Annotated in this window: 16 protein-coding genes; 8 read left to right on the top strand and 8 right to left on the bottom strand. The window is 60.5% G+C overall.

Annotated elements, in window-relative coordinates:
- Positions 1 to 8: 8 nt before the first annotated feature.
- Complete coding sequence (locus K0P33_RS25160; RefSeq protein WP_094953679.1) at positions 9 to 767, bottom strand: SDR family oxidoreductase; 759 nt, start codon at positions 765 to 767, stop codon at positions 9 to 11.
- Positions 768 to 871: 104 nt separating this feature from the next.
- Between K0P33_RS25160 and K0P33_RS25155 the strand changes: the two genes are divergently transcribed.
- Positions 872 to 1,768 (top strand): LysR family transcriptional regulator, encoded by an 897-nt coding sequence (locus tag K0P33_RS25155; protein WP_094953680.1) that lies wholly within the window; start codon positions 872 to 874, stop codon positions 1,766 to 1,768.
- Here the strand turns inward: K0P33_RS25155 and K0P33_RS25150 are convergent.
- A complete protein-coding gene (locus K0P33_RS25150; protein ID WP_242152165.1) occupies positions 1,765 to 2,682 on the bottom strand; it encodes a LysR family transcriptional regulator in 918 nt (305 codons plus the stop codon). The genes K0P33_RS25155 and K0P33_RS25150 overlap by 4 nt on opposite strands.
- Positions 2,683 to 2,912: 230 nt before the next feature.
- Between K0P33_RS25150 and K0P33_RS25145 the strand changes: the two genes are divergently transcribed.
- The 3 genes from K0P33_RS25145 to K0P33_RS25135 all read left to right on the top strand — a co-directional run bounded on the left by K0P33_RS25145 (position 2,913) and on the right by K0P33_RS25135 (position 5,592).
- Entirely contained in the window at positions 2,913 to 3,671 is a 759-nt protein-coding gene (locus K0P33_RS25145; protein WP_094953682.1) for a 5-oxoprolinase subunit PxpA, read from the top strand.
- A gap of 71 nt (positions 3,672 to 3,742) precedes the next feature.
- A complete protein-coding gene (locus tag K0P33_RS25140) occupies positions 3,743 to 4,621 on the top strand; it encodes an allophanate hydrolase subunit 1 (RefSeq protein WP_094953683.1) in 879 nt (292 codons plus the stop codon).
- Positions 4,618 to 5,592, top strand: coding sequence for a biotin-dependent carboxyltransferase family protein (locus K0P33_RS25135; RefSeq protein ID WP_094953684.1), 975 nt, complete (start codon positions 4,618 to 4,620; stop codon positions 5,590 to 5,592). The genes K0P33_RS25140 and K0P33_RS25135 overlap by 4 nt, the downstream gene beginning before the upstream one ends.
- A gap of 61 nt (positions 5,593 to 5,653) precedes the next feature.
- Here the strand turns inward: K0P33_RS25135 and K0P33_RS25130 are convergent, their stop codons facing one another.
- Positions 5,654 to 7,270 carry an inorganic phosphate transporter gene (locus K0P33_RS25130; protein ID WP_094953685.1) on the bottom strand — a complete coding sequence of 539 codons (1,617 nt, stop codon included), beginning with the start codon at positions 7,268 to 7,270 and terminating at the stop codon, positions 5,654 to 5,656.
- A 521-nt stretch (positions 7,271 to 7,791) separates the two neighbouring features.
- On the opposite strand from K0P33_RS25130, the gene K0P33_RS25125 reads away from it, so the two are divergent.
- The gene (locus K0P33_RS25125) at positions 7,792 to 8,733 is read left to right on the top strand and encodes an IS110 family transposase (protein ID WP_094953916.1); all 942 of its coding nucleotides are present in this window, start codon (positions 7,792 to 7,794) and stop codon (positions 8,731 to 8,733) included.
- Positions 8,734 to 9,779: 1,046 nt separating this feature from the next.
- Here the strand turns inward: K0P33_RS25125 and K0P33_RS25120 are convergent.
- On the bottom strand, positions 9,780 to 10,802 hold the full coding sequence (locus K0P33_RS25120) for a transporter (RefSeq protein WP_094953032.1): 1,023 nt from the start codon (positions 10,800 to 10,802) through the stop codon (positions 9,780 to 9,782).
- Between the two features lie 260 nt (positions 10,803 to 11,062).
- Here K0P33_RS25120 and K0P33_RS25115 point away from each other — a divergent pair, with 260 nt between their 5' ends.
- Positions 11,063 to 12,691 carry a methyl-accepting chemotaxis protein gene (locus K0P33_RS25115; protein WP_242152163.1) on the top strand — a complete coding sequence of 543 codons (1,629 nt, stop codon included), beginning with the start codon at positions 11,063 to 11,065 and terminating at the stop codon, positions 12,689 to 12,691.
- Here the strand turns inward: K0P33_RS25115 and K0P33_RS25110 are convergent, their stop codons facing one another.
- Positions 12,692 to 13,864: a GAF domain-containing sensor histidine kinase gene (locus K0P33_RS25110; protein ID WP_242152160.1), complete on the bottom strand. Its 1,173-nt coding sequence runs from the start codon at positions 13,862 to 13,864 to the stop codon at positions 12,692 to 12,694. It abuts the gene before it with no gap.
- Between the two features lie 185 nt (positions 13,865 to 14,049).
- Positions 14,050 to 14,355 carry a PepSY domain-containing protein gene (locus tag K0P33_RS25105; RefSeq protein WP_094953035.1) on the bottom strand — a complete coding sequence of 102 codons (306 nt, stop codon included), beginning with the start codon at positions 14,353 to 14,355 and terminating at the stop codon, positions 14,050 to 14,052.
- Positions 14,356 to 14,507: 152 nt separating this feature from the next.
- Between K0P33_RS25105 and K0P33_RS25100 the strand changes: the two genes are divergently transcribed.
- On the top strand, positions 14,508 to 15,371 hold the full coding sequence (locus K0P33_RS25100; RefSeq protein WP_242152157.1) for a sterol desaturase family protein: 864 nt from the start codon (positions 14,508 to 14,510) through the stop codon (positions 15,369 to 15,371).
- Here the strand turns inward: K0P33_RS25100 and K0P33_RS25095 are convergent.
- Positions 15,363 to 16,040 (bottom strand): AraC family transcriptional regulator, encoded by a 678-nt coding sequence (locus tag K0P33_RS25095; protein WP_242152154.1) that lies wholly within the window; start codon positions 16,038 to 16,040, stop codon positions 15,363 to 15,365. The genes K0P33_RS25100 and K0P33_RS25095 overlap by 9 nt on opposite strands.
- Positions 16,041 to 17,168 (bottom strand): glycerophosphodiester phosphodiesterase, encoded by a 1,128-nt coding sequence (locus tag K0P33_RS25090; RefSeq protein WP_094953037.1) that lies wholly within the window; start codon positions 17,166 to 17,168, stop codon positions 16,041 to 16,043. It lies immediately after the preceding gene.
- Between the two features lie 231 nt (positions 17,169 to 17,399).
- Here K0P33_RS25090 and K0P33_RS25085 point away from each other — a divergent pair, with 231 nt between their 5' ends.
- Entirely contained in the window at positions 17,400 to 17,723 is a 324-nt protein-coding gene (locus tag K0P33_RS25085) for a DUF2025 family protein (protein WP_094953038.1), read from the top strand.
- The last annotated feature ends 4 nt before the right edge of the window (positions 17,724 to 17,727 follow it).

Below are 17,727 nucleotides of genomic sequence, written 5' to 3'. Positions count from 1 at the left end.
CAGAATGCCTACAGAAACATGCCGCCCGAGGCTTCGATGCGCTGCCCGGTGATCCAGTGACTGCCATCGGCCAGCAAGGTCGAAATCGCCCCGCCAATATCGTCCGGCAGGCCGGCACGGCCCAAGGCGGTGTTGTGTGCGACCATCGCATTCACATCCGGGTTGTCGCGCACCGCGCCGCCGCTGAAGTCGGTGGCAATCGCGCCGGGTGCCAGTGTGTTTACGGTAATCCCGCGCGGGCCCAGCTCTTTGGCCTGGTAGCGCGACAGCACTTCTACTGCGCCTTTCATCGAGGCATACGCCGAATAGCCCGGCAGGCTGAACCGCGCCAGGCCGCTGGAAATATTGATGATGCGCCCGCCATCGCTGATCAACGGCAGCAGCTTCTGGGTCAGGAAAAACGGCGCCTTGAAGTGGATGGCCACCAGGCGGTCGAACTGTTCTTCGGTGGTGTCGGCAAAGCTGGCGTGGGTACCGATACCGGCGTTGTTGATCAGAAAGTTGAAGTGATCCTGTGCGAAAACACCCTTGAGCAGCGTGGCGACTTGGCCGACGAAAGCATTGAAGCTGCCGCTCTGACTGACATCCAGTTGCAGCATGGTGGCGCGGCCACCCAAGGCTTCAACCTGTTCCACCACCGCTTGGGCTTCGCCCGCAGCGCTGTGGTAAGTGCCGATGATGTCGACGCCTTGTGCGGCCAGGTGCAGCGCGGCGCTTTTGCCCAGGCCGCGGCTGGCGCCAGTGATCAGTGCGATTTTACGGGTCATGGTGCAGTCCTCGGCGTTGATGTGGGACTGAGTGTATTTGTCCGGCTGTTACGTGATAAACAGGGTGATATCGGAATCACTGGCCGGATAAGGCGAACAATCCCATGAACAAGCTGGAGCTGTTGCGCACCTTCGTGCGGGTCACTGAACTGTCGAGTTTCACCCAGGCGGGCGAGAGCCTGGGCCTGCCGCGCTCCACCGTGTCCGAGCATGTGCAGGCGCTGGAAGAACTGCTCGGCGCGCGCCTGCTGCAACGCACCACGCGCAAGGTGCAAGCCACTCAGGACGGGCGCGTGCTGTATGAGCGCAGCAAGGATGTGCTCGCGCACATGGAGGAACTTGAAGGCTTGTTTCGCCAGGATGAAGCGCAACTCAGCGGGCGCATTCGCGTGGACATGCCCAACGTGATGGCGCGGGACTTGATCCTGCCGCGCCTGCCCGAATTTATGCATGCACACCCGTTGATCGAGCTGGAAATCAGCACCACCGACCGCCAGGTCGACCTGCTTGCCGAAGGGTTCGACTGCGTGTTGCGCGTCGGCGCGCAGCCCGACCAGTCGGTGGTGGCGCGGTTGCTGTGCAGCATGCCGATGATCAACTGTGTCAGCGCCGAATACGTTCAGCGGTATGGCATGCCCGAGACCTTGGCCGACCTGGCGCATCACCAATTGGTGCACTACGTGCGGCCATTGGGTTCACGTTCAGCGGGGTTCGAATACCAGCAGGGCAACAAGGTGCACCGCGTGCCGATGGCCGGGCGCGTCACGGTCAACAGCACCGATGCCTACAAGTCGGCGTGCCTGGGTGGCTTCGGCATCACTCAAGTGCCGGTCCTGGGGATTCGCGATTTGCTCGACAGTGGTGTGCTGGTGTCCGTGTTGCCCGACTACCCCGCGCCGGCGTTGGACGTGTCGTTGCTCTATGCCGGGCAACGGCATCTGCCACAACGGGTGCGAGTGTTTATGGCGTGGCTGGCCGCCACGTTGCAATCCCAGCTCTAACGCCGCGCCGACAACTGCTGCGGCGCCAGGAACGCGTCGTGGAAGTAATCCCGAAACGCCTGCATCGCCGGGGTAAATGCACGCTCGCGGTGCCAGGCCAGGCCCACGCTCATGGGCGTTACCGGGTCGGTCACGGTCAGGGTTTCGATGCGCTTGCCTTCCAGTGACCAGGGCCGATGCACCAGGTCTGACAGAATCGCTACGCCGCTGCCATTGGCGACCATGCTGCGCACCGCCTCCACTGAGCTGGTGCGCAGCCGCACCTCTGGCGTTTGCCCGGCCTGTTCCCAGTAACGCATGGCGCTGTGTTCGGCTTCATCGACGGTGAGCAGGATGTAGGGTTCCTGCGCCACATCGGCCAGGCTCACCGCGCCGCGTTCGCACAACGGGTGATGGCTGGGCAGCCACAGGCGCCGCTCCGAATTGAACAGGATTTCTGAGACGATATCCGCGTGAGTGAGGTTGGCGGTGAGCACCACGGCCATGTCGAACTGGCCGTCGAGCAGGCCCTGTTCGATGGCCTGGCGCTCCTGTTCGAAGACCTCGATGGTCACGTCCGGATGCCAGTGTTCCATGCGCTGTAGGTGATGAGGCAGGAAGTAGCCGAGCACCGTGTAACTGGCCGCCACCCGCAGCACGCCGCTGGCGCGGTAGTCCGGCAGCGGGCTGTTCAGCGCGTCGTCCACGCTGCGCACAATCACATAGGCACGGTTGAGAAAATGCCGCCCGGCGTCGGTCAGGTTCATGCCTTGGGCCGAGCGCACGAACAACTGCACGCCGAGCATCGCTTCCAGCTCCTTGATTGCCGTGGTCACCGCCGACTGGGAGATGTTCAGGTGAATCGCCGCCTGGGAAATCTGGCCGATCTCGGCGGTGGCGACGAAGTAGCGGACTTGGCGCAGGGTCAATGACATTCAACACTCCGATAACAGATCGTTCCCACGCTCTGCGTGGAAATGCAGCCCAGGGACGTTCTGCGTCCCAATGCGTGACGCAGAGCGTCACAAGAGGCATTCCCACGCGGAGCATAGGAACAATCTGTGTGTATCTGATTTTCAGAAGATGGCCCATCTGATAATAGATCTTCCCAAGGGGTCAAGCGTCAGCCTACTTTCAGCCATCACCCTTTGGCGGAGCAGCCCCAATGCAGGCAGTGGATTTCAATTCAGACATGGGCGAAGGCTTCGGCCCTTGGACCATCGGCGATGGCGTCGACGCGGAACTGATGGCCTACATCAGCTCAGCCAACATCGCTACCGGCTTCCACGCCGGCGACCCCGGCACCATGCGCCGCACCGTCGCGCGTGCCAAGCAACTGGGCGTGGCTATCGGCGCGCATCCGGGCTTTCGCGACCTGGTGGGTTTTGGCCGTCGGCATATCAACGCTCCGGCCCAGGAACTGGTGGACGACATGCTCTACCAGCTCGGCGCCCTGCGCGAAATCGCCCGCGCTCAAGGCGTGGCCCTGCAACACATCAAACCCCACGGCGCGCTCTACATGCACCTGGCCCGTGACGAAGAAGCCGCGCGATTGCTGGTGCAAAATCTGCAACTCATCGAGCCGACGCTGTTGCTGTATTGCATGCCCAACTCGGTGATCTGGCGCGTTGCCAAAGAACTCGGGCAACCGGTGGTGCGCGAGTTTTACGCCGACCGTGAGTACGACCTGAGCGGCTCCATCGTGTTTACCCGCACTGTGCGCGCGCTGGACCCGGCAACGGTTGCGGCACGTGTCCTGCGTGCTTGTCAGACGGGGTTGGTGCGAACCGTGGAAGGCGAAGACCTGATGATCGAATTCGATTCCATCTGCCTGCACAGTGACACCCCCGGCGCCCTGGAACTGGTGGAAGCCACTCGCGAAGCCTTGGACCAGGCGGGCATTGAAGTCAGAGCTCTTCAATAAGAGAGCTCTCCAATAAGATTGAAACAGCCCTTTTTGCCTGCCTTTCTACAATGATTCCAAGAGGAACAGACATGGCTCAAACGACCCCCATCCGCTATAGCTTCGGCGCTGATGAACACCTGTTTGCCGAGGTCAGCGACAGCATGTCCCTGGAGGCTTTTTTCAAAGGCATGGCCGTGACCCGCGCCGTGGAGCGACTGGCGCTGGACGGTGTGCTGGACGTGTGCCTGGCCAATGCATCGTTCCAGATCCGCTTCGACCCCGACCGCATCGCGCCGCATGTGCTGCTCGACGCCGTGCAAAGCGCCGAAGCCCAGGCCGTTGCCGAACGCACCTTGCACACGCGCATCATCGAAATCCCGGTGCTCTACAACGACCCCTGGACCCATGAAACGCTGATGCGTTTTCGCGACCGCCATCAAGACCCCAGCGCCACTGACTTGGAGTACGCCGCGCGCATCAACGGTTTGGCCGATGTGGACGCGTTTATCGCCGCTCACAGTGGTGCGCCGTGGTTTGTGTCGATGGTCGGTTTTGTCGCGGGCCTGCCGTTCATGTTCCAGATGGTCGAGCGCGAGCGGCAATTGCAGGTGCCCAAGTACCTGCGCCCGCGCACCGACACGCCCAAACTGACCCTCGGCCATGGCGGCTGTTTTGGTTGTATCTACTCGGTACGCGGCGCCGGTGGTTACCAGATGTTCGGCGTGACCCCTGCGCCGATCTACGACCCGGCGCAGCAGTTGGCGTACCTCAAGGAGCACATGGTGTTCTTCCGCCCCGGCGACATTGTGCAGTTCAAACCCATGGACCGTGACGCCTATGACCTGGCGGTTGCCGAGGTGGACGCCGGGCGTTTCGACCTGCGCATCCGCCCGGTGGAATTTTCCCTCGATGCCTTTCTCGCCGACCCCATCGGCTATCCGAAAACCCTGCAGGAGGCGCTGGCATGATCAAGGTGCTCAAACCCGGCCTCGCCACGTCCGTGCAGGACCTTGGCCGTGAAGGCTATTACCACCTGGGCATTCCGCCATCGGGTGCGCTGGACCAATACGCATTGAGCGCGGCCAACCATCTGGTGGGCAATCCGCTCGGCGCGGCGGGTTTGGAATGCACGTTGATTGGCCCCGAGTTGCAGTTTCAGCAGGACGCGTTGGTGGCACTCAGCGGTGCACTGATGTCGCCGCGCCTGGACGGCGAAGTGGTGCACCAAGACACCGCCTTCCAAGTGCGCGCCGGGCAGGTGTTGCGCTTTGAGTTTCCCAAGGCGGGCGCGCGCACGTACCTGGCGGTGGCGGGTGGCATTGATGTGCCGCTGGTGCTCGGCAGCCGCTCGACCTACACCCTTGGCGCACTCGGCGGGTTTCAGGGGCGGCGCTTGCAGGAAGGCGATGAACTGCCGATTGGCGAGGCCAGCGGGCAGGCGTGCGCAGGCAATAGTTTGCCGATGGCGTTGCGTCGCTCAGTCGGCGGCGACGTGACGTTGCGCGTGGTACCGGGGCTATATTACGACCGGCTGACGGATGGCGCGAAAACCAGCTTTTTTGCCGAGCCGTGGACGGTGGGATCGGAGGCGGACCGTATCGGCTATCGCTTCAAGGGCGGCAGTGCGTTGAGCTTTCAGCCACGCGAGCAACCGTTTGGCGCGGGGTCGGATCCGTCGAACATCGTCGACAGTTGCTACCCGATTGGCTCGATTCAGGTGCCGGCGGGGTTGGAGCCGATTGTGTTGCACAGGGATGCGGTGTCGGGCGGCGGTTACGCGATGATTGGCACGGTGATCAGTGCGGACCTGGATTTGATCGGGCAGATGCAGCCGAATCAAAGGGCGGGGTTTGTGGCGGTCAGCCTGGAGGAGGCGTTGGAGGCGCGGCGGGTGTACAAGAAGCGGCTGAAGGCCATGGCTGGCCTCTTTACTTCCTGACACACCCTAAAACCCCTGTGGGAGCAGGCAAGCCAGCTCCCACAGTTTGATCTGTGTTGTGTCAGAACAGTTTGGTGAACAGCCAGTACAAACTGCCCGACAACAGAATCGCCGCCGGCAACGTCAGCACCCAGGCCATCAGCAGATTGCGGATGGTCTTCATCTGCAACCCACCGCCATTCGCCACCATGGTCCCGGCCACACCCGACGACAGCACATGGGTGGTCGACACCGGTAACCCGAACATATCCGCTGCGCCAATCGTCAGCATCGCCACCGTCTCGGCCGAGGCGCCTTGGGCATACGTCAGGTGTGTCTTGCCAATCTTCTCGCCCACCGTCACCACGATGCGCTTCCAGCCGACCATGGTGCCCAGCCCGAGGGCGATGGCCACGGCGATCTTCACCCACAGTGGAATAAAGCGGGTGGAATTGTCGATCTGTTGCTTGAACAATTGCAGCTTGCCTTGGGTGTCGGCATCGAAGTTGCCGACCTTGCCCTTGTCCATCAGGCGAATGGTTTCGCTGCTCAGGTACATGTCGTTACGCACGTTGCCGACCGCTTCGGCGGGGACTTTGGCCAGGGAGCCGTAGCCTTTGACTTCATCACCGATCTGGCCGGCGAGGGCGGCGAGGGCTGGCACCAGTTCCGGGGTGGCTTCCTTGGTGCGCACGTAGGTCGAAAGAATCGGCCGCGGGTCGCCGGGCAAGGCTTGCGGCGCGCTTTTCATCAACGCCACCTGGGTCACTTCAGCCACCGCCGCGAACTGCAAGGACTGCTCGGCGGGCATGGTGCGGTTCAGTGCGTAGGCCATCGGCAGGGTGCCGACCAGGATCAGCATGATCAGGCCCATGCCTTTCTGGCCATCGTTGGAGCCGTGGGCGAACGACACGCCGGTGCAGGTGACGATCAACATGCCGCGAATCCACCAAGGCGGCGGGGTATCGCCCTTCGGTGCTTTGTACAGCGAGCGGTTTTTCACAAAGGCGCGCAGGGCCAGCAACAGCAAGGCGGCAAAGGCAAAGCCGATCAGCGGCGAGAGCAGCAAGGCATACCCAATCTTGATCGCCTGGCTCCAATCCACGCCGCTGGTGCCGTCACGCCCATGCATCAAGGCATTCGCCACGCCCACGCCGATGATCGAGCCGATCAGGGTGTGCGACGACGAGGCCGGCAAGCCCAGCCACCAGGTGCCGAGGTTCCAGAGGATCGCCGCGATCAGCAGGGCAAAGATCATCGCAAAACCGGCTGAGGAACCCACCTGCAAAATCAGCTCGACTGGCAGCAAGGCAATGATGCCGAACGCTACTGCACCGCTGGACAGCAGCACGCCGAGGAAGTTGAAAAAGCCCGACCACACCACCGCAAAATGCGGCGGCAGCGAGTTGGTGTAGATCACCGTTGCCACTGCGTTGGCGGTGTCGTGGAAGCCGTTGACGAACTCGAAACCCAGGGCGATCAACAGCGCCACGCCGAGCAGCAGGAACGGCGTCCAGGTGGTCACCACCGTGCCCAGTTCGTGCATGTCGTGCATCAGGCTGTAGGCGGTGAACAACAGGCCCATGGCAAGTACGGCGAAGAAAATGATCACCGTCACCAGGCCGGGTTTCTTGTCCAGCTGGGGTTTGGGGTCTGCGTATGAGGCGGTGGTGGAGGCAGTCAGGGAAGGGGTGGCCATGCCGGAGCATCCAGTGTGAGGAGGATGTTGTTGATGATCATTGCAGAATGTTACAGAGATGCTGCGGTAAGTCAGTGTTTAGGGAATTGGGTGTGCCACTGGTCTACAAACCCCCGCAAAACTAATGTCAGAGTGCAATCAATGTGGGAGCGGGCTTGCCTGCGATGGCCACGGGTATCTACGCAACTTTTTGTGTTGCGCTAAGTTTTTGGCGGGGTTTTTAGGTAGATGTGAGTACATATCCGTTGCTGCGGTAACGGCTGCTTAGGGTTCCGCTCTTACAGCGGCTCACTTTTGGAAAGACCCAAAAGTAAGCAAAAGGTCTTCGCCCCACCACTCGGTGCCTCGCCTAGGCTCGGCATGCCCTTGTAAGATGATTTTCATCTGCTTCAGACCGTTATGCCCTCGGATTTCGAGATCGTGAGTGAGCGTGGGTCGAAGCAGATTCCTTCCTAAACTAGTCCGAACGGTTGCCAGGGCGCGAAGCCCGATTCTGCAAGGTTGGACGTGAGGAAAACACCATGGACCATGACTCTGCGTTTGTCGGAATTGATGTTTCCAAAAACAAGCTCGACTCATTTGTCAGCACCACTGGCCAAGTCGAACAGTTTTTCAATACTCAAGAAGATATCCAGCGTTTAGCTAAACATCTCAAGGCTCAGGAGCCGGTTTTGGTGGTGTTGGAAGCAACTGGGGGATATGAGCGGCTTGCGGCTGCGGAGCTTTGCGCTGCGGGACTGCCAGTCGTTGTCGTCAACCCCCGCCAGGTGCGTGATTTCGCCAAAGCTACCGGTCGGTTGGCTAAAACCGATGCTCTGGATGCCCAGGTGATTGCGGAGTTTGCCCAGGCGGTCAAACCCGAGATTCGAGAGATGCCAGATGAACACACTCGTGAGCTGGCAGATCTACTCACTCGACGCCGCCAACTCATCGACATGATCGTGGCGGAGGAGTCTCGGTTGAAGCAGGCGGTATTCAAGGCACTTCGAAGAGACATCAAGGCACATATCACCTGGCTTCAAAAGCGGCTTAAAAGCACAGACGATGACTTGCACGAAGCCATCAAGGCTTCCCCGGTCTGGAAGGCCAATTATGATTTGCTACGCGAGGTCGCTGGTGTTGGCAACGTGCTCGCACTTTCGCTGCTGGCGATGGTTCCGGAGCTGGGCAAGGTTAATCGCAAACAAGTGGCTGCCTTGGTTGGTGTGGCGCCTTTTAACTGCGATAGCGGCCTCTACAAAGGGCGTAGACGGATATGGGGTGGTCGAGCTGAGGTTCGAAGTGTGCTTTACATGGCCGTCTTGTCCTCGAAGAGCCATAACCCGGTGATCGAGAGGTTCTACAACCATCTGCTTGCTGCAGGAAAGACGAAGAAAGTAGCGCTGGTTGCATGCATGAGAAAGCTGCTGACGATCTTGAATGCGATGGTGCGCGATCAAAAGCATTTCGCTGAAATGGCTTGAATTTCGACACGGTTGCTTCGGCTTGAATCCGTGGGCCGCCGCGATGGGCCATCCTTGGCCCAGCGCGGCTAACCCGGCGTCCTGCCGGGTTACCCACGGATTCAAGCCTGCGTTCGGCCATCGTGGTTTAACGGGGCGCCTAAGATCAAGATCAAAAGCAAGAGCACGGCGGCCTAGTAGCCGACCTGAGTGGTAGAAGCAAAAGCAGGGCAGAAGCACAGCAAAAGCAAGGCAGTGCACTCTCTGCCAGATGTACTGAGATCCCAATGTGGGAGCGGGCTTGCTCGCGAAGGCGGTGAGTCAGTTACACATGAGCTGGCTGACCCACCGCCTTCGCGAGCAAGCCCGCTCCCACAGTTTTGACCGAGTCGGCTGCCAGCCCCGCAGTGCTCTGCTTTTCTGTGGGAGCTGGCTTGCCTGCGATGGCATCAACTCGGTGTACTTGATAGACCGAGGTGTCTGCATCGCAGGCAAGCCAGCTCCCACATTAGATTGAGTTCAGTTTCAAGTATCAGGTCGGCTGTCAGGCCGCCTTGGCTTCGCTTTTGATCTAACCACTCAGGTCGGCTACTAGGCCGCCGTGCTCTTGCTTTTGATCTTGATCTTGATCTTAGGCGCCCCGTTAAACCACGCTGGCCGAACGCAGGCTTTGGAGCGGGGGTAAACCGGCAGGACGCCGGTTTAGCCGCGATGGGCCAAGGATGGCCCATGGCGGCGGCCCCCGGTCCAAAGCCGGAGTGAGGGCACACCGAGCCTAGGCGAGGTGCCGAGTGGTGGGGCAAGAGCCCTTTTGGTTACTTTTGGGGCTCTTTTCCAAAAGTGACCCGCCGTAAGGGCGGAACCCATAGCAGCCGTTACCCAAATAACGGATATGTACCCAGCGCCCCCCACGACAACCAAAGAACTCAACCCATAAAAAAATGTGTAGATACCTATGCTGCGATAGCATCACCGCGGCGTCTCTGAAAGACCGAGGTGCCTGCATCGCGGGCAAGCTCGGCGGCTCCCACACAAGCCAGCTCCCACAGTTTGATTGCATTCCAAGGTCAGTAATCTTTGCGTTTGCGAAACGCCCAGCGCCCGGCAATCAAGGTAAACGTCGCCACCAACGCCACCAGAATCCAAAACCCCTCCGGGTCAGTCGAGAGCGGCACACCCCCCACGTTCATGCCGAAAAAACCGGCAATGATATTGATCGGCAATGCCAGTACCGTCACCACCGTGAGGGTGAACAGCGTGCGGTTGCTTTGCTCGTTGAGGTTGGCGGCGATCTCTTCCTGCAACAACTTGATGCGCTCACCCAGGGCCGTCAGGTCGTTGATGATCAGCGCAAACTCCTCGGTGGATTTGCGCAACTCCTTCACGTCTTCTTTTTGCAGCCACTGCGGCGGGCGATTGAGCAGGCGCAGCAACGAGCCCGGTTCGAGCGCCAGCAGGCGTTGCAGACGCACCAGCACTCGGCGCGCGGCACCCAGTTCGGCGCGGTTGGTGGACAGGCGCGAAGACAGCAACTGGTCTTCGATATGGTCGACGCTGAGGCTGGTCTTACGCACGATCTGCGTCAGCACTTCGCCTTGGTCGCGCAACAAATGCACCAGCAGTTCCAGTGGCGAGCGAAAGCGTTCACCGGCCTTCACCGACGAGCGCAATTTGTCCACCGAGTGCAACGGTTGCAGGCGCGCACTCACCAGCAAGCGGCTGCGGGCGCACACCCACAGCGTGGAAATATCCGAGGAGACCATGCTGCTGAAGTTGAACACCACGTCGTTGACCACCGCCAGCAAGGCCGAGTCGACGTGTTCGATACGCGTGGAGCGTGAGCCTTCGTGCAGCGCTTCAAAAAACTCATCCGGCAACGACAGGTGCGTCTGCATCCAGCGCTCGCACGCGGCGTGAGCCAGGTTCAGGTGCAGCCAAAGGAATTCTTCCGGGTCTTGTGGTGCCTGCAAAGCCGCCAGCGCGGTGGCTGAATCAATCTGCTCGCCTTTTTCTCCAGGGCGAAAACGGAAACCGTAAAGCAGGCCAAACAGATCGGGATCCTGGTGGCCGTGGTCGATGCTGTGGTTCATGGAGGCTCGCAGAGAAAGCGCCTGTAGGACGTTTCACAGGTTCGCGTGGGCGAATCATTGCAAGGTAATTTGACAATTTTGTGACGGGTTATGATGTATTTCCTGGAGATGACATTTTATTGACCGTCGGTCTGGAATCCTTAAAGAAGCCTCTAGCACGGCCGACTCCAAGCACAAGGCCCGCTGCGAATGGGCTGAGCCTTGATGACAGGGATGTTATGGCGTGCTTGCACCTTTTTCCTTGTTTTGAGGCTTTCCCCATGAACATTTTGCGTACTTCCTTGAGAGCACAAATTTTGTCGCTGCTCGGTGGCAGTCTGCTTGCGATCTTGTTGATCGCCCTGGCCTGTTTCAACTTCCTCTCTAACGGCGTGCAAAGTTATCGCAGTTTGATCGAAGGGCCCTTGCTCACGTCTCAACTGATTGATGAAGCCAACCTGCAATTCAAGGTACAAGTGCAGGAGTGGAAAAACGTCCTGCTACGCGGCAAACAGCCCCAGGACATGGAGAAATACTGGGGCCAGTTCCAGGACCGGCAACGCGATGTGCAGGGCATCCTCACTCGGCTGGTCACCCAGACCCAGGACGACCCAAGCCTGAGCCGGCGCATTGATAGCCTGCGCCAGGAACACCTGCAGTTGGGTATGGCTTACCAAAAGGGGCGCGATGCCTACGTAGCGGCGGGTGGCGACCCGACTGTCGGCGACACCGCCGTCAAAGGTGTGGACCGCGCCACCAGCGACCAGATGAGCGCGCTGGTCAGTGACTTGCGCGCGCAGGGCAGCCAGCAATCCCAAGCCATCAGCGCCTATGCCGAGCGCACGGTCATGGTGGGGTTGGCAATCATGTTGCTGTCGGGTGTGTTGATCGGCCTGTTCAGCTTGTGGCTGATCAACCGCAACCTGATCCTGCCGATTCGTGGCTTGATCGACTACGTGACGCAACTGAGTCACGGCCGGTTTGCCGAACGCGTCGCCAGTCGCCGCCAGGATGAACTGGGCCACTTGGCGGCCGCCGCCAATACCTTGCGTGACTTCCTCGCCGAAACCTTCAGCCGCTTGCAGCGCAGCGCCACCGAACTGGTCAGCGCCAGCGGCGAGTTGAGTTCGATTGCCGGGCAGATGGCAAACGGCACCCACGAACAATTCAACCGCACCGACCAAGTGGCCACGGCCATGACCGAGATGTCCGCCACTGCCCAAGAAGTTGCCCGCCACGCCGCCAGTGCCTCGCGCGCCGCCGACGAGGCGGATCATTCGGCCCGCGAAGGCGGGGAAGTGATGAAGGTCACCATCGCCACCATCGGCCAGATGCGCAATGAAATCCTCAACACCGGCACCATCATCCGCCGCCTGGAAACCGACAGCGTGCGCATCGGCAAGGTGCTCGAGGTGATCCGTGGGATCGCCGAACAGACCAACCTGCTCGCGCTCAACGCCGCGATTGAAGCGGCGCGGGCGGGTGAGGCGGGCCGTGGTTTTGCGGTGGTGGCCGATGAAGTGCGCAGCCTGGCGCAACGCACGGCGGCGTCGATCATCGAGATCAACCAGATTATTCACGCGGTGCAAACCGGTGCGGTGGATGCGGCCGAGGCGATTGTCAGCGGCCAGTCCTGCAGTGATGACAGCGTGGAAAAAGTTTCCCAGGCCGGTGCCATGCTTAATCACATCACCCAGGCCGTGGAGGCGATCCGTGACATGAATCGCCAGATCGCCACGGCCGCGGAAGAGCAGACCTCGGTGGCCGAGGATATCTCGCGCAATATTACCCAGATCACCACGGTGGCCACGGCGAACATGGACAACGTGCAGCGCACTGAAGCGGCGAGCCAGAACCTGCGTGGTTTGTCGGCTGAGCTGAATGAAGTGACGGCGCGTTTGGGCGCCTGATCAGCCTATCGGCAGGCTGAAGCTGAACACGGTGCCGTGCTGCTCATCAGTGGACACGCTCAGTTCACCCCCGTGAGCCTGGGCGATCTGCTTGACGATATACAACCCCAGGCCAAGGCCGGCCTGGGGCGTGTTGGTCACCGGGCGTGAGTAGGGTTGGAATAACCGGGGCAAGGCTTGTTCGCTGATCTGCCCGGTGTTTTTCACCGTCAGTTTGAGGTGGCCGTGCTCAATCAGCGCCGTGACTTCCACCGGGCCATCCTTGCTGCCGTGGTGGACAGCGTTGGCCACCAGATTGGACAGCAACTGTGCCAGTCGATCGCGATCGCCTTTTACCCCTTGAAGGTTGCCGATCTGGGCATGAATCACGCGCTGCGGGTGCACGCTTTGCACCTCCGACACCACATGCAGCAACGCATCCTGCAGGCCCTGGCAATCGCTGATATTCAGCGGAATGCCGTTACCCATGCGCCCGCGGGCGAAATCCAAGACATCCTCGACCAGTTGCGAAGCGCGCTGACCGCTGGCAAGGATATGCCGCACGAGCGGGTCGGTCGCCGGGTTGGGGTATTTGCGCAGCAACCGCTCGGCACCGAAGTTGATGGCGAACAGTGGGTTGCGCAAGTCATGCCCAAGCACCGCAATGAACTGCTCGCGCAGCTCGGCCGTGCCGCGCTCTTCCTGCAATTGCGCCTGGGTGGTTTGCAGGGCTTCTTCGGCTTCGATCTGCAAGGACAGCACCCGGGAAAACGACTCCATGGTCGACTGGATCGTGCTGCTGCGCAGCTCTGCGGGGTTAGGGTCTAGGGCGCAGATGGTGCCAAACAAGCGCCCGTCGGTGCGGAACACCGGCACCGAGATGTAGCTTTCAAACTGGTACATACGCGGGGTGTGATGGTCGTGGTAGAGCGGGTCTTCACTGGCCTTGTCGATCACGACCGACACGTGGGAGCCGCGAACTTCGTGGCAGATCGTGGTGGTCAGGTCCAGCTCGCCACCGACATCGAGGCCGAACTCCAGTTGGTCGAACACGGCGCAGGCGGTCCAAGTGTCCTCGGTCACCCGGGCCACGGCGGCAAAGCGCAGGCCGGTCATGTCGCTGATGACTTTGAGCATCGCGGGTACGGCACTGATGCGGCCAATGGTGGCGATGTCGACGGCTTTCTGCGCCATGCAGCGATCTCGTTACGCAAGGAGGTGAGCGGAGCGCCCAGGCCAATGAGTGGGATTCTAGCGACCTTGCGCGTTGTAAGTGTAATTTCATTAACTAGCTGGGTACTTTTCCAGCGCTTGGTTTCGAGCAGGCATAAAAAAACCGCGCCACTTAAACAGTGGCGCGGTTTTTTTGGCGCTGGAACTCAGGTGTCTTGCTTGTTTTCCAGCACGGCGCCGGTCTTGGCGTCGAGCTTCACTTCAAAGCGTTTGCCAGCGGTGTCGGTGACGTCAACTTCGTAAACCAGTACACCGTTTTTGTGGTCCAGCTCGGTGTCGGTGATGGTGGCGCCGGGGTGCGTGGCGACGGCTTTGGTGTTGAGTTGCTCAAAAGGCATCACGGCGCCGGACTTGAGCAGGCCTTCAATGTGATCCGGACGAACATCCGCCTGGGCCAGGCCGGCGGTCAGGGTCAGGGCGGTAGCGGCGAACAGAGCAGTCAGGGTTTTCATGGTGTGTCCTTCTTCGGTGAGCTGTTTAAGTGGGCTCAGGTTAACCAGCGCAACTTAACTCACCCTTAATTATTTCAACTAGTTGCGCCATTTGTTCAATCCGCTGTGCCTGGCGGCTTTCATGCTGGGGGCTCACTTAAAGGGAGACTCGGATGAAACGTTTAGTGGCTTGGCTTTACGCGCCTGTATTCCTGCTGGGATTTGTGGGATGGGGGCTGTGGCAACCCGATGCGCTGGTGTGGGTGTTTGCGACAGCGCTGGCCGTGTCATTTTTGACCGAACATTGGCTGCCCTATGAGCCGCAATGGAATCGCAGCCTCGGCGACCGACGCCGCGATACGTTCCACGCGCTGGTCAACGAAAGCCTGAACGCCCTGGGCCTGTTGATACTGCCGTGGCTCACCGGCCTGCTGGCGTTCGAAGGCATTTGGCCGAGTGGCTGGCCGATGTGGGCGCAATTGCTGCTGGCCATCGTCCTTGCCGATGCCGGCATCACCCTGATGCATTACGCCAGCCACCGGGTTGCGCCACTCTGGCGTTTGCATGCGGTGCACCACAGCGTGCAGCGGCTCTATGGTTTTAATGGGCTGATGAAGCATCCCTTGCATCAGATACTGGAGGCCACGGCAGGCTTGCTGCCGCTGATCCTCTTGGGGATTTCGGTGGAGGTTGCGCAGCTACTGGCGTTGGCCATCGCGATTCAACTGTTGTTGCAGCACGCCAACGTCGACATGCGCCTGGGGCCGTTGCGCTGGGTGTTCGCCTGGGCGCCGGTGCATCGGTTCCATCACATGAAGTATGGCCGGGCTGGGGATGTGAACTTCGGGCTGTTCTTCAACCTGTGGGACTGGCTGCTGGGCACGGCGTTTTACCGCGAGGCCTATCGCATGGGCCCAGGCGACCTGGGGATTGGCAGCAGGCCGGATTTCCCGCTGGCGTATGCGGCGCAGTTGCGCGAGCCGTTTATGCCGGTGCGCGATAGCCAAGAACCGCCGTTGCCGGACGCACTACGCTAACAGGCGCACGTCCAACTGGCGCAGCGACGCGCCCGCCGTCACGCCAAACATCTGCTTCATGGTCCGCGAAAAATGCGCGGAGTCGGCGAAGCCCGCAGTGTGCGCGGCCTCGGTCAAGCTGCTGCCGGCCAGCGCCAGGCGCAGGGCTGCGCGCACTCTTCGCCACAGCACCAGGCGGCGCACGGGCAAGCCCAATTGGTGAGTGAACAGGCGTTCCAATTGGCTCAATGACAGGTGTGCGGCGTGTGCCAGTGCCTGGGCAGAAACCTTGCCGCTAAGGTGTTGATCCAGGGCTGACAGTGCCCGCTCCACGCGCGGGTCGATGAGGGGGCGTCGGGGTAATTGGCGCAGGTGCACGTCCAGCGTTTCGAGGCACGGTTGCGCATCGATCAACAGGCGTTCCAAGGCTTGGGCCGCAAAGCGGGCAGGCTCGGCATACAGCATCAACACCTCACCCTCGCTCGCGAGAATGGCGTGGCTGTGTCGCGAAGGGATAAACAGGCGATGGGCCGTGCTGACACGGCCATCAAGGCTGACCGTGACCGGCTTGCCGGGGCAGAACAACAACTGATGGGCATAGTGCGCGTGGGGCGCGGTGCGCCCCAGCTCGCCGAGGATCAGGCCGTAATCACGCCCCAACCACAGGCGACCTGACCATTCGGGTTTCACTCAGTAGCCGTTGTCCTTGAGCAGGTCCTGCACACTCGACGACGGCCAGCGCTTGTAGAACTTCAGCAGCTCGGCGGCGCGGTTGGTGAAGATGCCATCGACGCCGGCTTTCATCACTTTCTCGAAGTCCACCGGCTCATCGACGGTATAGACGTGCACCAGCAGGCCTTTGTCGTGGGTCAGCTTGTTCATCTCAGGCTTCACCAGGTCGGTGTAGCTCTGGTCGCCATGGTTGGTCAGCTCGGCCGATGGGCCAGTGCCGATGGCGCCGAGGCTCTTGGCTTCGTCGACCCATTTTTCGAACTCGGCGGCGTCTTTCGGCTCTTGCTTGGCGTAGTAGGCGGCCTTGGTCGGCTCGCCGGACTCGGCGAAGGTCTGCGCGGACTTCGGTTCGATGCTGCCTGGGCCGACCCACAACAGCAGAATTTTCGGGGTGTTGGGCATTTCTTTTTGCAGCTCTCTCAAGCTGTCTTTCTCAAACGTTTGCAGCACGACGCGGCCCTTGCCCTGGCCAACGCCGGTGTTGCTCTTGCCCAGCTTGGAACCGGCGGAGCTCAACCAGCCTTTGTCCAGCAGCTTGTTTTTCAGGTCGGCTTCGATGCCCGGAAACTGCTTGGGCTCTTTAGTCTCGATGTACAGGCCGGGTTTGTGCTGCGGGTTGCCTTCGGCGATCTTGATGATTTCGTCCAGGCTCTGGATTTTCAGGCCGACGAAAGCAGGGCGCGCGCGGTCTGGGTAGGCAGTGTTGAACCAGCTGCCGGCGTCCAGGGTGCGCAATTCAGCCCAGGTGAATTCGTTGGCCGGGGCGTCTTTGCGCTCCGGGAACTTGGTGGCAACGTCGGTGGTGCGCTGCAGGTTGTTGTCGTGCAGGGCGAACAGCACGCCGTCCTTGCTGCGCTGCAGGTCCATTTCCAGGTAGTCGGCACCCAGGTCGCGTGCGAGCTTGTAGGAAGCGGCGGTGGATTCGGGGGCGTCGTAGGACGCGCCGCGGTGGGCGATGACGGCCGGGTACGGAATGCCTTCGTTTGTCGACAATTCAGCCGGGCTGATCGGGTCGCCAGCCTGCGCTTGGCCAAGGCCGAGCATCAGCGCGAGCAGCAGGGCGCTCTTGGAAAACGTGACAGGCATAAGCGAAGTCCTTTCGTGGAGGTAACTTTGAGAAGGCATCCTTTTTAACAATTGATTGCGAAAGGCGCTATCACCAAACCGACATTAACGTGCGCGCGGGCCATTTTTCTGGGTTTTTTTGTGCTGCATTGCAGTATTCTTGGCCGAATTGCCCCGTTAGAGGGCAGTGATTTCTGCCACGCGTGTAAACCATCTTTCCAGTCCCTGTGGGACTTTTCAGTGAGGTTTACCATGCGCATCACGTCCGAGCTTATCTGCCAGGCCGCCGACCAACTCCACGGGTTTGTCGGCCTGAACCGCAAAACTGGCCAGTACATCGTACGTTTCAGCGAAGATTCCTTCGGCATGGACGTGGCCGATGACGGCATCATCCCCACCGCCGAATTTGTCTGGCTGCCGGCCGCCGACCACGCGATGACCTTATCGCGCGAACGCCTGCAATTGCTGCTGGACCAGAACATCGACGATCGCATCAACATCACCGAGCCGTTGCGCGTGTATATGCGCCGAGTGGAGATCCCGCAGATCAGTGCGCTGCGCAGTTTGGTCAGCTAAGCGA

It is taken from the genome of Pseudomonas sp. ArH3a, assembly GCF_022648765.1.
Lineage (GTDB): Bacteria > Pseudomonadota > Gammaproteobacteria > Pseudomonadales > Pseudomonadaceae > Aquipseudomonas.
This window is presented reverse-complemented; position numbering and strand designations above follow the sequence as displayed.

Coding starts and splice junctions, on each gene's coding strand:
- K0P33_RS25125 (WP_094953916.1), top strand. CDS start 7,792: ATGGACCATGACTCTGCGTTTGTCGGAATTGATGTTTCCAAAAACAAG.
- K0P33_RS25150 (WP_242152165.1), bottom strand. CDS start 2,682: ATGTCATTGACCCTGCGCCAAGTCCGCTACTTCGTCGCCACCGCCGAG.
- K0P33_RS25135 (WP_094953684.1), top strand. CDS start 4,618: ATGATCAAGGTGCTCAAACCCGGCCTCGCCACGTCCGTGCAGGACCTT.
- K0P33_RS25140 (WP_094953683.1), top strand. CDS start 3,743: ATGGCTCAAACGACCCCCATCCGCTATAGCTTCGGCGCTGATGAACAC.
- K0P33_RS25085 (WP_094953038.1), top strand. CDS start 17,400: ATGCGCATCACGTCCGAGCTTATCTGCCAGGCCGCCGACCAACTCCAC.
- K0P33_RS25155 (WP_094953680.1), top strand. CDS start 872: ATGAACAAGCTGGAGCTGTTGCGCACCTTCGTGCGGGTCACTGAACTG.
- K0P33_RS25090 (WP_094953037.1), bottom strand. CDS start 17,168: ATGCCTGTCACGTTTTCCAAGAGCGCCCTGCTGCTCGCGCTGATGCTC.
- K0P33_RS25160 (WP_094953679.1), bottom strand. CDS start 767: ATGACCCGTAAAATCGCACTGATCACTGGCGCCAGCCGCGGCCTGGGC.
- K0P33_RS25100 (WP_242152157.1), top strand. CDS start 14,508: ATGAAACGTTTAGTGGCTTGGCTTTACGCGCCTGTATTCCTGCTGGGA.
- K0P33_RS25115 (WP_242152163.1), top strand. CDS start 11,063: ATGAACATTTTGCGTACTTCCTTGAGAGCACAAATTTTGTCGCTGCTC.
- K0P33_RS25105 (WP_094953035.1), bottom strand. CDS start 14,355: ATGAAAACCCTGACTGCTCTGTTCGCCGCTACCGCCCTGACCCTGACC.
- K0P33_RS25130 (WP_094953685.1), bottom strand. CDS start 7,270: ATGGCCACCCCTTCCCTGACTGCCTCCACCACCGCCTCATACGCAGAC.
- K0P33_RS25110 (WP_242152160.1), bottom strand. CDS start 13,864: ATGGCGCAGAAAGCCGTCGACATCGCCACCATTGGCCGCATCAGTGCC.
- K0P33_RS25120 (WP_094953032.1), bottom strand. CDS start 10,802: ATGAACCACAGCATCGACCACGGCCACCAGGATCCCGATCTGTTTGGC.
- K0P33_RS25145 (WP_094953682.1), top strand. CDS start 2,913: ATGCAGGCAGTGGATTTCAATTCAGACATGGGCGAAGGCTTCGGCCCT.